The following is a 15,396-nucleotide window of genomic DNA, read 5'->3' as shown; positions in this document are numbered from 1 at the left end:
GGCACGATGAGCGAGACCATTCGCGTACCCGACATCGGCAACGGCCAGGGCGAAGTCATCGAACTGCTGGTCAAGGTTGGCGACCGCATCGAAGCCGAGCAGAGCCTGCTGACGCTGGAGTCCGACAAGGCCAGCATGGAAATTCCCGCGCCGAAAGCCGGCGTGGTGAAGGCCATCAAGGTGAAGGTCGGCGACACCCTCAAGGAGGGAGATGAGATCCTCGAGCTGGAGGCCGAAGGCGCCGCCGGGCAGGCCAGTCCTCAAGCCGAACCCGAGGAGCCGGCCGAGCCGGCTGCCGAAGCCCCCGTGAAAACGGCGCCCTCTTCCACCGCTGAGCCCGCCCCAGGCAAAGGCGGTAGCGGGACAGAGACCATCAAGGTACCGGACATTGGCAACGGCCAGGGCGAAATCATCGAACTGATGGTCAAGGTCGGCGATTCCATCGCGGCCGACCAGAGCCTGCTGACGCTGGAATCGGACAAGGCCAGCATGGAAATTCCCGCGCCCAAGGCCGGTGTGGTGAAGGCGATCAAGGTGAAGATCGGCGATACCCTCAAGGAAGGCGATGACATCCTTGAGCTGGAGGTGGCAGGCGGCGCAGCGCCGCCATCAGCGCCAACCCCAAGCACGGGGAACGCTGCTGCGACACCCGCCCCGAGAGCCGAGCAGCCGAAGGCACTGGAAGCTGCCCCCGTGGGCGCGCCCAGCCGTGACGGCACCAAGGTCCATGCCGGGCCGGCGGTGCGTAGGGTTGCCCGCGAATTCGGCGTCGACCTTGCCGAGGTGAAGGGTACCGGTCCCAAGGGCCGCATCCTCAAGGAGGACGTACAGCTGTTCGTGAAGGAACAGTTGCAGCGCGGCAAATCTGGCGCTGCAGCAGGCGCCAGCGCAGGCTTGGGCATTCCGCCGATTCCAGAAATCGACTTCAGCAAATTCGGCGAAATCGAGGAAGTGGCGATGACCCGCCTGATGCAGGTCGGCGCTGCCAACCTGCACCGAAGCTGGCTGAACGTACCCCACGTCACCCAGTTCGAGTCCGCCGACATCACCGAGGTGGAAGCCTTCCGCATCGCCCAGAAGGCCGCGGCGGAGAAGGCCGGGACCAAGCTGACCATCCTGCCGATCCTGCTCAAGGCCTGTGCCCACCTGCTGCGCGAGCTGCCCGAGTTCAACAGCTCGCTGGCCCCCAGCGGCAAGGCACTCATCCGCAAGCATTACGTGCACATCGGCTTTGCCGTGGATACGCCGGATGGCCTGCTGGTCCCGGTGATCCGCGATGTCGACCGGAAAGGCCTGCTGCAACTCGCCGCCGAAGCCGCCGAACTGGCGGAAAAGGCACGCAGCAAGAAGCTGTCCGCCGACGCCATGCAGGGCGCCTGCTTCACCATTTCCAGCCTGGGTCACATCGGTGGCACCGGCTTCACGCCCATCGTCAACGCGCCGGAGGTGGCGATCCTCGGTGTGAGCAAGGCGACGATGCAACCGGTGTGGGACGGCAAGGCCTTCCAGCCTCGGCTGATGCTGCCGTTGTCGCTGTCTTACGACCACCGCGTCATCAATGGTGCGGCGGCGGCGCGGTTTACCCGACGGCTGGGTGAAGTGCTGGGGGAGATCCGAAGTCTTTTACTGTAGTTGCTTTTCTGAAAACCAATATATTGCCCGGTACGCCTCATGCTACCGGGCAATATAACTTCCACTAAAACTGAATCCCGATAAAAAACCGACCATCCAGCGTTCAAGAAAAACCAGCGCACTCTATCATTCAACACTAAATAATAGGCCTCAAGCAGAGGCATAACCTCATTAAGCCAAATCACTCACACCTATTAACCGGCAGGAAAACACCTACCCAGCAAATCGTTAAATCGAAATTGATTTATTTATGGATCTTTCTCAAGAATCCAGTCAGCTTTCGCTCTCCAGACAAGCCAACAGCGTCTAAACAGGGGCTTTTGGCAAGAGAGAGAACACCACGACAGTCCTGCCGAAATACATTTTTCGGCAGACATCTGCTGACAGGATTAAAAATGAAACAATCAAGATCCTTCATCCGAAACAAGGTTTCACTGGCAATATCCCTGGCTACCGCCAGCTTCGCCCTATCGGCCCAGGAAAACCACTTCATCTATAACCAACAGGGCGCTCCAGTCTTCGAAATACGATACTTCAATGTCGGCGACGGCCCCTTCCTGAATAACGGTGAGAAAGATATATCATCGACCTGGAACCTGAATGCAGATCAGAAGAAAAAAGTTCAGAGCGCTCTAGGTTACTGGGCCTCAATAATCCAGCCTCCCCCAGGCATGAGCCCTGCCATCATCAATGTGGGCAGCTTCAACGATGAAAATGCGGGCGGAACCAGCGAAAATGTAAAAAACGATTCAGCATTCACCATCTCCCAATTACAAGCTGCTTTTCTTGGGGTGAATCCGGGAGAGCTCAGCTTTGGCTCGCATGGCCAGTTCGTCCTGGGAAAACTGGACTTCGACACCACACCCTACACACCATTGCAACAACCCGGAACGGGAAAATTTGATCTTACTGCCACAGCAATTCACGAACTGGCCCACGGCCTGGGCGTCCTGAACTCGGTCGAAAATAAATCCGGCGCAACGACTCCCGCCTATGCGAACCAGATTGGTACATGGGCCCAACATCTGCGGGATGACAATGGCAATGCGGCGCAACCGGGTCAGTACGTATTGTGCACGGGTTGCAAGAATGATTACTCCAGCAACGCTTTCGATGTCCGCAAGGATCAGGGCTACTTCACCGGCGACCATGTGACAGAAGTCCTGGCCGGTGCCATGCCAGGTATTCCAGTGAAGATACTGGACGTGGAAGGCGGCGTAGATGAAGACTACATGAGCCACATCGAGCTGAAGAACAGCCTGATGAGCCACCAGAACTACCGCAACTACACCACCTTCATGGAAGCGGAACTGGCGGTATTGCAGGACCTGGGTTACCAGATCGACCGGCGCAACGCCTTCGGTTATTCGATCTATGGCAACGGCCAGACGCTCTATAACCAGAACGGCTACTTCAAGCGCAACGAGACTGGCACCGCTTACCTTGCCGGCGCCTACAACGAAACGCCTCTTGGTGTCGGCCTGCACGTCTACGGCAGCGACAACCTGATCTTCCAACAGGCCGACCTGCTGACCCAAGGTGCCGGCGCCGCCGGGGTGCGCGTCGACGGCGAAGGCAACACCCTGGTCGTCGAGCCTGGGACACGCATCCATGCCAACGGTTTGAATGGCGTCGGCGTACTGTTTGCCTATGGCAAAGACCACGATTTCGTCCAGCGCGGCGATATAGAGGCCTTGGGAGAAAACGGCGTCGGCGCCAAGTTCAGCTTCGGTAATAACCTGCTGGGCAATGCCACGGAGTACCGGGGCTCCTATTTCCAGTTTCAGGGTAACAGGGTCCTGGATACTCCCTTGCCGGAACTCATGGGTGCGCTGGTCGACACGGTCAACATCAGCGGCCGTCTGGCCGGCTCGACGGCAGCGATCCAGGTCGACGACTCCGCACTGGTCAACCAGATCAATATCCTGGCCGGTGCTCAACTGGAAGGCGGCATCCATTCGGACTACAACCGCTGGCAAGGCATCGAGCAGCGCTTCACGCAGCTGAACTTCGGCCTGCTGAACGACGGCCAGGGCCGCGCCCTGGATCAGGCAGACCCGAACTTCCGCATGACCTATGACGGCGATATCCAGGGCATCCGCAGCCTGGTGCTGAACCTGCGCGGCGGCGAAACCAGCCTCAACAGCCAGAACAACCAGCTCTACGCGGTGAACGTCGAAGAAGGCGCCACCCTGCGCGGCAACGGTCAGTTCCAGCTCAACCCCAACGGCGAGTTCGTCAACCGCGGCACCGTCGCGCCGGGCAACTCGCTGGGTCGCATCACCGTCGATGGCGACTATCGCCAGACCGGCACCGGCCAGTTGCTGGTGGAGGTGAACGACAAGGGCGCCCACGACAGCCTGGTGGTCAAGGGCAATGCCGATCTCGCCGGTCGCCTGACCGTGGCGCCCGCGCGCGGCTGGTACTCGCCGCAGTGGACGGTCAGCTCCAGCCAACTGCTCAGGAGCACCAGCACCACCGGCAGCTTCGACACGGTAGAAAGCCTGCCGGTTTCCCCCACCCTGTCCCTGCTGGCCACCCCGAAGGCCGACGGCAGCTACCTGCTGAACTTCGAGCGCAGCAGCGATGCCTACGCCCAGTACGCCCTGAGCAAGAACGGCCGCGAAGTGGGTGAGGCCCTGAGCGAAACCGCCTCCCAGGTCAAAGCCGGCGACACCGACCGCCAGAAGCTCTACACCGCCCTGGACTTCTCCGAAGCGGACGGCAGCACCATCGGCCACGCCCTCGAACAGCTCTCGCCGTCAGCCTACAGCGCCATGGTGGCCAGCTCGCTGCAGCGCGAGCAGCAGGTCGCCGACGCCATCAGCGCCCGCGAGCCCGGCAAGCTGCGCGACGATGAGTGGCAAGCTTTTATCCAGCCCTTTGGCGGCAACACCCGGCAGAACAGCGACAGCCACACCGTCGGTTTCAACAGCGACAGTTCCGGCGTGATCTTCGGCGCCGAGACCGCCGCCACCAGCGACGGCAACCTGATCGTCGGCCTGCACGGTGCGGCCAGCAAGCAGAAGGTCAACCTGAAGGATCCGCTGCACGGCGACGGCGATACCACGGCCCTGGAACTGGGCGTGCACGCCCGCTATGCGGCGGACCCGATGGCGGGCAGCTACATGCTCGGCAGCGCCCGCATCGGCTACGAGACCGGCGAGCTCAAGCGCAAGCTCGACTTCGCCGACTACTCCGCCGAGAACAAGGCCGACTGGACCGGCAAGAGCGCTTCCCTGGTCGGCGGCGGTGGCTATCGCTTCAAGCTGAACGAGAACGTCAGCCTCGGCCCGATCGCCACCCTCACCTACACCAGCCTGTGGCGCGACGGCACCCACGAGAAGGGCGCCGATGGCTCGACCCTGAAGCTGAAGTCCCAGCAGTTCGATTCGCTGCGCTCCAGCATCGGCCTGAACAGCGCCATGAACTTCCCGCTCGATGGCGGCAAGGCCATCAAGGCCGAGGGCCAGATCACCTGGAACCATGAGCTGCTCGACACCAACCTGATCCAGGACGCGACCTTCGCCAACTACCAGGGCGTGAAGTTCAAGAGCAAGAACACCGTGATGGACCGCGACTCCATGGGTCTGCGCGGCAGCGTGCGCTACCAGATCAGCGAGAACGTCGATATCGGCGCAGGGGTCGCGAGCGACCTGTTCCGCACCGGCTACAACTCGGTGTCGGGCAACCTGTCGCTGGACTGGCGCTTCTGATCCACCCTCCCCGCGCCTGGCGCGGGGAACTCCACCTTCCTCGGTGCTTGCCGCCCTTGATGGGCAGCTTTTTTACATCTGGTCCAAAGGAATCCGCAGGTAGCGCACGCCGTTGGCTTGCGTCTCGGGCAACTCGCCGCCACGCATGTTCACCTGGATCGACGGCCAGATCAGCGCGGGCGCATGCAGCCCCGCGTCACGCTGTTGGCGCATGGCGACGAAGGTCTCTTCATCCACGCCGTCATGCACGTGCACGTTCTCCCTGCGTTGCTGCGCCACGCTGGTTTCATGCTCGTGTTGGTCGCGATTGGCGGTCAGGTAATCGTGGCACATGTACAGCCGCGTCTCGTCCGGCAACGCAAACAGCCGCTGGATCGAGCGGTACAACTGCCGCGCATCGCCACCGGGGAAGTCGCAGCGGGCGGTGCCGTAGTCGGGCATGAACAGGGTATCGCCGACGAAGGCGGCATCCCCGATCCGATAGGTCATGCACGCCGGCGTGTGGCCCGGGGTGTGCAGCGCCTCGGCCTCCAGATCGCCGATGAAGAAGCGTTCGCCGTCATTGAACAGGTGGTCGAACTGGCTGCCGTCGCAAGGAAACTCCGCGCCCAGGTTCAGCAACCCGGCAAAGGTCTGCTGCACGGGCGCAATGGCCGCGCCGATGGCCAGCCGGCCGCCCAGTTCGCCCTTGAGCCAGGCAGAGGCGGACAGGTGATCGGCATGCAGGTGGGTCTCCAGCAGCCATTCCACCCTCAGGCCCTGCTCGCGCACATAAGTCGCGATGCGTTCGGCGTTGGCGTAGCCAAGGCGCCCGGCGGCGGCATCGTAGTCCAGCACCGGGTCGATGATGGCGCAACGTCTGGTATTCGGGTCGGCCACCACATAGCTATAAGTGGACGTGGCCGGATCGAAGAAGGGTTGGATGGTGGCGCTCATGCCGGTTTCCTCTTCGCGTCGCGCTGCCATTCGTATGCGGCGTGCAAGCCCATGCCCACCAGCATGGCCAGGCAGAACAGCGCACCCTGCCAGTAGCCGGCGGCGAGGGTCACCAGGGCCGGTCCCGGGCAAACTCCGGCGATGCCCCAGCCGACGCCGAACAGCAGGCTGCCGCCGACCAGTTGGCCGTCCAGGTCGCGGCGCTTGGGCAGTTGCATGATGCCGCCCAGCAGCGCGCGATCATGCCGCCGCGCCCAGCTGAAGAATGGCATCCCCGCGCCAATGGCGGCGACCATCACCAGCGCCAGCGACGGGTCCCAGGCCCCGGCGAGATCGAGGAAACCCAGTACCTTCTCCGGGTTGGCCAGGCCCGACAACAGCAGGCCGGCGCCGAACAGCAGTCCGGCCAGAAACGCGACGATCTTGCCCATGTCTCAGGCTCCCAGCAGGTGACGCAGGATGAACACGGTGATGAAGCCGGTGACCATGAACGACAAGGTTGCCACCAGGGAACGGCCGGACAGCCGCGACAGGCCGCAGACGCCGTGGCCACTGGTGCAGCCGGAACCGAAACGGCTGCCGGCGCCAACCAGCAATCCCGCCACCAGCAAGGCGGCCCAGCCCGCCTCGAAATGAATGTCCGGCAACGGCCGCAACATCGCCCACAGCAAGGGTGCCGCCAGCAGGCCGAGCAGGAATAACGGCGCCTCGCCCCGCCAGCCGGCGCCTTTGAAAAGCCCGCCGAGCAAGCCGCTGATACCGGCGATGCGGCCATCGAACATGGCGAACACCCCAGCCGACAGCCCGATCAGCGCGCCGCCGGCCAGGGCGCTCCAAGGCGTGAAGTGAGTCCAGTCGATCATTTCGCTTCCTCCGCGCAGAACAGGCGATACAGGGTTTCGATCACCGCCAGCGCCTGGTGGCTGGCGATGCGGTAGTAGACCTGCTTGCCGTCGCGGCGGGTTTCCACCAGTTCCTCGCGGCGCAGCACCGCCAGCTGTTGCGAGAGCGTTGGCTGGCTGATGCCGGTGCGGGCTTCCAGCTCGCCGACGTTCAGCTCGCCCTGGGCCAGTTGGCAGAGCAGCATCAGGCGGTCCGCATTGGCCAGGGCCTTGAGCAACTGGCAGGCGGATTCGGCGGACTGATGCAGACGCTGGGCGTCGGCGGGGTCGAGCGTGGTAGCAGTCATGGCAACGATCTACAAATAAACAATCTATCTTTTTATATATTGTTTTTCACAGCATGACCAGCCCGGTATCAGCCCATCAGATCAGCGGTGGGTTTTAATGCGGGCCGCGCCGGGCATTCCCCAGCCCTGGCGCTGCAATGCCGGACGCGGAACCTAACCGAAACGCACGCAGTAGATGGGCGGCAGGTTGGCCGACAGGCACTGCCAGTGGTCGCCGCCGTTCTCCGACAGCCACAGGCCGCCGGTGGTGGACCCCATCGCCACGCAGGTGCCCTCGTCGTCCACCGCCAGGCCGTGGCGGTAAACGAGGTCAAAGGCGGGGCCCTGCGGCAGACCGCTGTCCAGTACCTCGAAACTGACACCGCCATCACGGGTGCGGGTGACCACGAAGCGGCCGTCCACCGGCACCCGGCAGACATCCTGCACCGCCGGCACGAACCAGGCAGTGTCCGGTCGGGTCGGGTGCACCGCCACGGCAAAACCGAAGCTGGACGGCTCGACCTGCACGTCGTGCCAGCTCGCGCCGCCATCGGTGGAGGTGAAGATACCGTTGTGGTGCTGCACCCACAGGCGGTCCGGTTGCGCCGGGCAGTGCACCAGGCGGTGCGGGTCCTGGATGGCGCCATCTTCGCGCAGCTCCGGCGGCATATAGTCGGCGTACATGCCTGCCGTGGTGTTGCGCCAACTGGCGCCGCCGTCGTCGCTCTGCCAGACCCCGCCGCAAGACACGCCTACCGTGAGGTGCTGGCTGTCGCGCGGGTCGACGCTGACCGAGTGGATGCCCGGCCAGTCGTAGCCACCGCCGAACCAGCGGGCGCGCTCGGGGCGGTCCCACAGCGGGCGGTTCAATGCCCAGCTGTCGCCGCCGTCAGCGCTGCGAAACAGCCCGCCGGGAATGGTCCCGGCCCAGAGTACGCCCGGCTCGCTGGCGCCGCCGGTTTCCAGGCACCAGATCTGCTGCAGGCTCCAGGGCGCGGGCGGGGCATCGCCGTCCTTCGGCGTCGGCAGCGGGTCGGGCTGCGGCGGGTAGACCGGCACGGCGACTTCCTGCCAGTCCTCTCCGGAGCGCTGGCGCCACAGCTTGCAGCCGAAGTGCCCGAGGTTGAGTGCGGCGTAGAGGGTATCGTCGCGAGGGTCGGCGAGCACCACGCTCAGCGGCTCCCCGAGAAATTCGCGGCGAGATTCCTGCCAGCCATTCACATCGCGCAGAAAGGTGAACAACCCCTTGCGGGTCGCCACCAGCAGTCGATCGTCCATAGCCGCCTCCTCAGCCGCCGCTCAGGGCCTGCACCACATAGACCTCGCTATCGGCCGCCAGGGCGTCGCTCAGGCAGACACGGTCGCGCAGGCGCAGGCCGTCGATGAAGATCGTCAGGTGCCGACGCAACCCGCCCTGGTCGTCCAGCAGGTAACCGCGCAGGGCCGGTGCCTCGGTAAACACCATCTCCAGCGCCACCTTCAGCGTCGGCGCCGACAGCTCCCGCTCCTCCAGCACTACGTGGCGCTGGATCGAGGGGGCGAAGACGATACGGCACATGGGCGAGCCCGGTTCTGACGAAAGTTGTTCCCAGTGTAGGGGAGGCTCGATCCCCCATCGACGCACGCGACCGGCTGCATTCAATCACCTGTAGCACCTCTGGATCGGCGATCCCGGCGCAGACCCCAAGCATTCAGTTTCGATTTTTCAAATCCAAGCATCTTGAAAATCACATTTAATAAACTCATGAGCCTGTGCGAGGCTGATTGCATCGTCAGCCATCCCGCCCAACATGCACCTGCTCGTTTCGCCCGCACCGCTGGATACCGTCGCCGCCCTCAAGGCCGGCAGCGCTATCCGTCTGCCGCGCAAACATGCCCGTTGGCTCGAACTGCAACCGCTGACCCTGCCTCTCGAACTGGCCTTCTGGGCGCTCTGGCATTGCCGCCACGCGCGTCCACCGGATAGCGCCAGCCGCTGACGGGCCACCGCGCCCGAACTCCATCGACGGAACTACGCTCAAGGATGGCCACGCGCTCCTCGAACAAGACGTAGCCCGTTGCATCGCTTGCCTGCCTTTATCCCCGCACACCCGGTGCGGCCCTGGCCTGCAGGTCGTCAGCGCATCCGACTGGATGCTATCGAGAGCCCCATGAATTTCGCCTCCGTGCAAGAAGCCCAGGATTTCCTGGCCAACAACCCCGATATCGAGATGGTCGAGCTGTTCATCCTCGACGCCAACGGCGTGCCGCGCGGCAAGCTGCTGCACCGCGAGGAACTGCTCGCCGTGTACCAGTCCGGCCGACCGCTGCCCAGCACCATCCTCGGCCTCACGATCCATGGCGAGGATGTGGAGGATTCCGGGCTGGTCTGGGACGTCGGCGATATCGATTGCCGTGCCTATCCGCTGGCCGGCAGCCTGGTACGCCTGCCCTGGCGGCAGATTCCCACGGCGGCGGTGCAGGTCAGCATGCACCCCGTGGAAGGCAAGCCGGCGGACATCGCCGACCCGCGCCATGTGCTGATCCATGTGATCGACGGCTTGAAAGCCGCCGGCTACCACCCCGTGATGGCCTGCGAACTGGAGTTCTACCTGCTGGACGCCAAGCGCGACGCCAACGGCCGTCCGCAGCCGGCGCTGGATGCCGACGGCGGCCGCCCGCGCGCCACCCAGGTCTATGGCCTGCGCGAACTGGAACAGATCGAGCCCTTCCTCGCCGACCTTTATGCCGCCTGCAAGGCCCAGGGCATTCCGGCGCGCACGGCCATCTCCGAGTACGCGCCGGGCCAGGTGGAAATCACCCTGGAACACGGCGACGCGCTGCTCGCCATGGACCAGGCCGTGCGCTACAAGCGTCTGGTAAAGGGCGTGGCGCACAAGCACGGCATGCAGGCGTGCTTCATGGCCAAACCGTTCGATGACCTGGCCGGCACCGGCATGCACATGCACGTGTCCCTGGCCGATGCCGAGGGCAACAACCTGTTCGCCAGCGAAGATCCGGCGGGCACTCCCCTGCTGCGCCAGTCTGTGGGCGGCATGCTGAAAAGCCTGCTCGACTCGCTGCTGCTGTTCTGCCCCAACGCCAACTCCTACCGCCGCTTCCAGGCCAACAGCTATGCGCCGCTGGCGCCGACCTGGGGCTGCGACAACCGCACCGTGAGCCTGCGCGTGCCCGGCGGTCCGGCGCATACCCGGCATGTCGAACACCGCATCTGCGGTGCCGACGCCAACCCCTACCTGGCCGCCGCCGGCATTCTCGCCGGCATCCATCGCGGCATCCGCGAGGAGATCGACCCCGGCGCGCCGGTGGAAGGCAACGGCTACGCCCAGGCCAAGGAACTGCTGCCCACCGACTGGCTCACCTCGCTGCGCGCGCTGGAGCGTTCCAGCTGGGCGCGCGATGCGCTGGGGCATGAGTTCCTCGGCGTCTACCTGAAGGTCAAGCAGGCCGAGTACCGCCAGTTCATGGGCGAGGTCGGCGAGCAGGATTGGCGCTGGTATCTGACGCAGGCGTGAGGGCGCCCTGTTGAGTCGTAGACTCGGGAGCCCCTCACCCCAGCCCTCTCCCAGAGGAAGAGGGGGCCGAATGTGCCGAGACGAGTTCTTCGCTCACTGAAGTCCCAGGATGAAACCGAATTTTCTGCCCGCTCCGATCAGCTCCCTCTCCTTTCAGGGAGAGGGCTGGGGAGAGGGAAACCGAACAACAACAGGAACACCGGAATGAACGCTGCACTGAACCCCGCCACGCCCGCGCCCGAGCGCGCGAAGTCCTATTACTCCGCGAGCCTGAACGAAGAGACCCGCTATCCCACGTTGCAGGGCGAAGTGAACGTCGACATCGCCATCATCGGCGGCGGCTTCACCGGCGTCGCCACCGCTGTGGAGCTGGCCGAGCGCGGCTACAAGGTCGCCATCGTCGAGACCAACAAGGTCGGCTGGGGCGCCAGCGGGCGCAACGGCGGGCAGGTCACCGGCAGCCTCTCGGGCGACTCCGCCATGGAAAAACAGATGCGCCAGTGGCTGGGCGACGATGTCGACGATTTCATCTGGCACCTGCGCTGGCGCGGCCACGAGATCATCAAGAGCCGCGTGGAGAAGTACGGTATCCAGTGCGACCTGAAGTTCGGCCACCTGCATGCGGCGATGAAGCCCTCGCACATGGACGAGCTGAAGGCCACCTTCGACGACGCCAAGCGTCGCGGCATGGGCGACGAGATCAGCCTGCTGGACGGCGCCGGCGTGCGCGCGCACCTGGAGAGCGACCTGTACTGCGGCGCCATCAAGAACACCCGCAACATGCATCTGCACCCGCTCAACCTGTGCATCGGCGAAGCCAAGGCGGCCGCCAGCCTGGGTGCGCTGATCTTCGAACACTCCGAAGTGCTGGACATCATCCATGGCCCGCGCCCGGCGGTGGTCACCTCCGGCGGGCGGATCAACGCCGCGCAGGTGATGCTGGCCGGCGACGTCTACCACAAGCTGGAGCGCAAGCAGCTCAAGGGCATGATCTTCCCGGCCATGGGCGGCATCGTCACCACCAAGCCACTGGGCGAACTGGCCAAGCGCATCAACCCGCAGGACCTGGCGGTCTACGACTGCCGTTTCGTACTCGACTACTACCGCCTGACCGGCGATGGCCGCCTGCTGTTCGGCGGCGGCGCCAACTACTCCGGCCGCGATTCCCGCGACATCGCTGGCGAGCTGCGTCCGTGCATCGAGCGCACCTTCCCGGCGCTCAAGGGCGTGGACATCGAGTTCCAGTGGAGCTGCGCCATGGGCATCGTGATGAACCGCATCCCGCAGCTGGGCAAGCTGTCGGAGAACGTCTGGTACTGCCAGGGCTATTCCGGCCACGGTGTGGCGACCACCCACATCATGGGCGAGATCATGGCCACGGCGATGACTGGAGACCTGGAGAAGTTCGACACCTTCGCCCAGTGCAAGCACATCCGCGTGCCCATGGGCGACGTGTTCGGCAACCCGATGCTGGCGGCGGGCATGTGGTACTACCAGATGATGGAGAAGCTGCGCTGATAGGCGTCCGATGCGGAGGTTGGCATAGGGCGCATAACGCGCCAGCGTTATGCGTGACGTGAGCAGCGGCGGATAACCTGTTCCGGGTTATTCGCCCTACGATCATTCGGATCAGCGACGGCACGGCTTTTCGTAGGACCGAGGGGGACGCCTAGTCTTGCTCGCAAACCCGCCCCCGCCGCAGAGCCCATTCGCGAGCAAGCTCGCTCCTACAGGAAAGCAGTGCTCTGGCTCTGGCTCTTGAAGTCTTCCAGAGGAACACCCGCGCACTCCGAACTGCCCCGTTCAGGAGGCCTCGTTGAAGCGCAGTTTCAGGGGTTGAGCGACATGGATGTCGCGAGAGCCGCGATGGGCCAGGGATGGCCCTTCGCGGCGTGCCCCTGAAACTGCGCTTCAACGAGGGTATTTTTCGCTCCAAGCGAAAAACCGGATGATTGGGGCAAGACCTTTGCCTACTTTGCGTCATTTGGCAAAGTAGGTCGCCCGAGGGGGCGAAACAAGAAGTCCACGCGCACTCTGGCGCGACGCTGGAAACAAAGGTGCGAAGCAGACACATCGCGGACAGAGTCCGCTCCCGCGCATGCACAAGCGCCCGAGTTGATCTGTAGACTGTGCCCCGCAAGACCCACCCTCTCCGCCCGTACCCGCAGCCACTCGACACCACCGCCGCGCTCAGGGATAAAGGCTCCACTTCGCCGTTGGAGTGAGCCATGCGTTTCCCCTCGATGACCGCCCTGCGCGTGCTGGACGCCGTCGCCCGCCTGGGCAGCCTGTCCGGTGCGGCCAGCGAGCTGAGCCTGACCCGCAGTGCCGTCAGCCACCAGTTGCACAGCCTGGAAGACTGCCTGGGCATCCCTCTCACCGAGCGGGTCGGCCGTGGCATCGCGCTGACCTACCACGGCGAATGCTTCGCCCGCGAGACCCAGCGCGCGCTGGCGATCCTCAACGAGGCGCGACGCTTCGCCAATGCCGAGGAAGTCTCCGGTCGCCTGTGCGTAAGCTGCACGCCGGGCTTCGCCACCTACTGGCTGTGTCACCAGATCGGCAAGTTCCAGCGCGCCCATCCGCAGGTCGAGCTGAACCTTGTCTCACCACGGGTGCCCGACGACGTCAGCGACCGCGACGTCGACCTGTTCATCGCCTACGGCGTGGGCGACTGGACCGACCTGCACGTCGACCTGATCGCCACCCTGGACACCTTCCCGGTGTGCAGCCCGTCGCTGATCAACTCGGTGGGTGGCCTGGACTCGCCGGAGGACCTCGCCAGCCTGCCCTTCCTGCATATGGTCGATCACTCCGACTGGCTGCTATGGACCGCTGCCGCGGGGGTGCGCGACCTCAACGTGCGCAACGGCATCGTCTTTTCCGACGCGCACCTGGTCCAGTCGGCGGCCATCGCCGGACAGGGCGTCGCCATGGGCGATGCGCTGGTCAGCGGCGACGCCATGGCCAAGGGACAGCTGGTGCGGCTGTTCAACGTCGCCATCGAACCGCCCAACCGCTACTACTTCGTCACCGACCCGGCCAAGTCCGAGCGCCCTGACGTGCGGGCCTTCAAGGCCTGGATGAAGGCCGAACTGCGGATGTCCGAACAGTTCCGCCACAGCGGAAGAACCGCTGTGATTGGTGAATGAATTCGAACAATAAGGGCGAAAAAACGCGATTGAAGCGGAGAGGGATTTGACAATACTGCATTAAAAAAAGGCCGCTGATCTTTACCCGATCCTCACCGGCGGCCACTCGAACAAGAACAAGAAATCGAGGTAAGTGCAGTGGAGCGACAGCCCCAACTCCGTGCCATCGGCATCGGCAAGAGCTACGGAAGTTTCAACGCGCTGGACAACGTGTCCATCGACATCCAGCAGGGCGAGTTCCTCACCCTCCTCGGGCCTTCGGGCTCCGGCAAGACCACCTTCCTGATGATCCTCGCCGGCTTCCAGGACCCGTCCCGCGGCAAGCTCGAAGAGGGCGGCGCCGACATCACCCGGCGCCCCGCCGAGAAGCGCAACTTCGGCATGGTGTTCCAGGGCTATGCCCTGTTCCCGCACATGAGCATCGAGGATAACGTCGCCTTCCCGCTGAAGATCCGTGGGGTGAAGGCCGAAGAGCGCAACCGCCGCGTGCGCCACATGCTCGACGTGGTAGGCCTCGGCGAGCACCTGGGCAAGCGCCCCGGCGAGCTTTCCGGTGGCCAGCAGCAACGCGTGGCCATCGCCCGCGCCCTGGTGTTCGAACCGGACATGCTGCTGCTCGACGAACCGCTCTCGGCGCTGGACAAGAACCTGCGCGAGCAGCTGCAGGCCGAGCTGCAGCGCATCCACCGCCAGGTCGGCACCACCTTCGTCTTCGTCACCCACGACCAGAACGAAGCCCTCGCCCTGTCCACCCGCATCGCCATCTTCAACCGCGGCCAACTGGCCCAGGTCGATGATCCACAGACCATCTACAACCAGCCGAGCAACCGTTTCGTCGCCGAGTTCCTCGGCAAGATGAACCTGTTCCCGCTCAGCCAGGTGGGCCGCGCTGGGGAGCTGGCCTGCGGACGCTTCGGCGAGGCCGAGCTGCGCGCCGGCTATTCCAGCGCCATGCAGGCCGAGGCGCCGCTGCTGGCGGTGCGCCCGGAGCACATGCAGCTGCACAGCGCCCCGCCGCAGGTGAACGGCCACAACGTGGTTCAGGCCGTGCTCACCGCCAAGACCTACCAGGGCGCCAGCACCGAGTTGTGCCTGGGGGCTGGCACCGAGGGCAAGCAACCGATGAGCCTGGCCGTGCACGCCGACCACCAGGCCTCGCGTCTGGAACAGGGCGCGAAGGTCTGGCTGAGCTGGCCCATCGAAAAAAGCCTGCTGATCGCCTGAGTCGCCGAACGCGTTCGTCCCCTTTTCGCCATCCCACCTGACCGGGAGCTGCC

14 protein-coding genes are annotated in these 15,396 nt (G+C 64.3%); 7 read left to right on the top strand and 7 right to left on the bottom strand.

Annotated features, from left to right (window positions below):
- Positions 1 to 6: 6 nt before the first annotated feature.
- The gene (gene aceF / locus MJ122_RS24870; protein WP_239746381.1) at positions 7 to 1,632 is read left to right on the top strand and encodes a dihydrolipoyllysine-residue acetyltransferase; all 1,626 of its coding nucleotides are present in this window, start codon (positions 7 to 9) and stop codon (positions 1,630 to 1,632) included.
- A 770-nt stretch (positions 1,633 to 2,402) separates the two neighbouring features.
- On the opposite strand, the gene MJ122_RS24865 is transcribed toward aceF, so the two are convergent.
- Positions 2,403 to 2,783, bottom strand: coding sequence for a hypothetical protein (locus tag MJ122_RS24865; protein WP_239746379.1), 381 nt, complete (start codon positions 2,781 to 2,783; stop codon positions 2,403 to 2,405).
- Positions 2,784 to 2,822: 39 nt separating this feature from the next.
- Here MJ122_RS24865 and MJ122_RS24860 point away from each other — a divergent pair, with 39 nt between their 5' ends.
- Positions 2,823 to 5,348, top strand: a complete 2,526-nt coding sequence (locus MJ122_RS24860) for an autotransporter outer membrane beta-barrel domain-containing protein (RefSeq protein WP_239746377.1) — start codon at positions 2,823 to 2,825, stop codon at positions 5,346 to 5,348.
- Positions 5,349 to 5,420: 72 nt separating this feature from the next.
- Here MJ122_RS24860 and MJ122_RS24855 read toward each other — a convergent pair whose 3' ends face one another.
- The 6 genes from MJ122_RS24855 to MJ122_RS24830 all read right to left on the bottom strand — a co-directional run bounded on the left by MJ122_RS24855 (position 5,421) and on the right by MJ122_RS24830 (position 9,010).
- On the bottom strand, positions 5,421 to 6,284 hold the full coding sequence (locus MJ122_RS24855; RefSeq protein ID WP_239746374.1) for an MBL fold metallo-hydrolase: 864 nt from the start codon (positions 6,282 to 6,284) through the stop codon (positions 5,421 to 5,423).
- Positions 6,281 to 6,715: a DUF6691 family protein gene (locus MJ122_RS24850; protein WP_088420935.1), complete on the bottom strand. Its 435-nt coding sequence runs from the start codon at positions 6,713 to 6,715 to the stop codon at positions 6,281 to 6,283. The genes MJ122_RS24855 and MJ122_RS24850 overlap by 4 nt, the downstream gene beginning before the upstream one ends.
- A 3-nt stretch (positions 6,716 to 6,718) precedes the next feature.
- Positions 6,719 to 7,147, bottom strand: coding sequence for a YeeE/YedE family protein (locus MJ122_RS24845; protein ID WP_239746372.1), 429 nt, complete (start codon positions 7,145 to 7,147; stop codon positions 6,719 to 6,721).
- Positions 7,144 to 7,473 (bottom strand): metalloregulator ArsR/SmtB family transcription factor, encoded by a 330-nt coding sequence (locus tag MJ122_RS24840; protein WP_239746370.1) that lies wholly within the window; start codon positions 7,471 to 7,473, stop codon positions 7,144 to 7,146. Before MJ122_RS24840 ends, MJ122_RS24845 begins: the two co-directional genes overlap by 4 nt.
- A 153-nt stretch (positions 7,474 to 7,626) precedes the next feature.
- Positions 7,627 to 8,730 carry an exo-alpha-sialidase gene (locus tag MJ122_RS24835; protein ID WP_239746368.1) on the bottom strand — a complete coding sequence of 368 codons (1,104 nt, stop codon included), beginning with the start codon at positions 8,728 to 8,730 and terminating at the stop codon, positions 7,627 to 7,629.
- A 10-nt stretch (positions 8,731 to 8,740) separates the two neighbouring features.
- Entirely contained in the window at positions 8,741 to 9,010 is a 270-nt protein-coding gene (locus MJ122_RS24830; RefSeq protein ID WP_239746367.1) for a MoaD/ThiS family protein, read from the bottom strand.
- 232 nt (positions 9,011 to 9,242) lie between these two features.
- Between MJ122_RS24830 and MJ122_RS24825 the strand changes: the two genes are divergently transcribed.
- The 5 genes from MJ122_RS24825 to MJ122_RS24805 all read left to right on the top strand — a co-directional run bounded on the left by MJ122_RS24825 (position 9,243) and on the right by MJ122_RS24805 (position 15,343).
- Positions 9,243 to 9,431: a hypothetical protein gene (locus tag MJ122_RS24825; RefSeq protein WP_239746366.1), complete on the top strand. Its 189-nt coding sequence runs from the start codon at positions 9,243 to 9,245 to the stop codon at positions 9,429 to 9,431.
- 171 nt (positions 9,432 to 9,602) lie between these two features.
- Positions 9,603 to 10,967: a glutamine synthetase family protein gene (locus tag MJ122_RS24820; RefSeq protein ID WP_239746365.1), complete on the top strand. Its 1,365-nt coding sequence runs from the start codon at positions 9,603 to 9,605 to the stop codon at positions 10,965 to 10,967.
- A gap of 204 nt (positions 10,968 to 11,171) precedes the next feature.
- Positions 11,172 to 12,485, top strand: a complete 1,314-nt coding sequence (locus MJ122_RS24815) for an FAD-binding oxidoreductase (protein ID WP_239746364.1) — start codon at positions 11,172 to 11,174, stop codon at positions 12,483 to 12,485.
- Positions 12,486 to 13,195: 710 nt separating this feature from the next.
- Positions 13,196 to 14,119, top strand: coding sequence for a LysR substrate-binding domain-containing protein (locus MJ122_RS24810; protein WP_088420928.1), 924 nt, complete (start codon positions 13,196 to 13,198; stop codon positions 14,117 to 14,119).
- Between the two features lie 138 nt (positions 14,120 to 14,257).
- Complete coding sequence (locus tag MJ122_RS24805) at positions 14,258 to 15,343, top strand: ABC transporter ATP-binding protein (RefSeq protein WP_239746362.1); 1,086 nt, start codon at positions 14,258 to 14,260, stop codon at positions 15,341 to 15,343.
- Positions 15,344 to 15,396: the final 53 nt, after the last annotated feature.

Origin of the sequence: Pseudomonas sp. DP-17, from assembly GCF_022380625.1 — a bacterium.
Taxonomy (GTDB): Bacteria; Pseudomonadota; Gammaproteobacteria; order Pseudomonadales; family Pseudomonadaceae; genus Pseudomonas; species Pseudomonas nitroreducens_A.
This window is presented reverse-complemented; position numbering and strand designations above follow the sequence as displayed.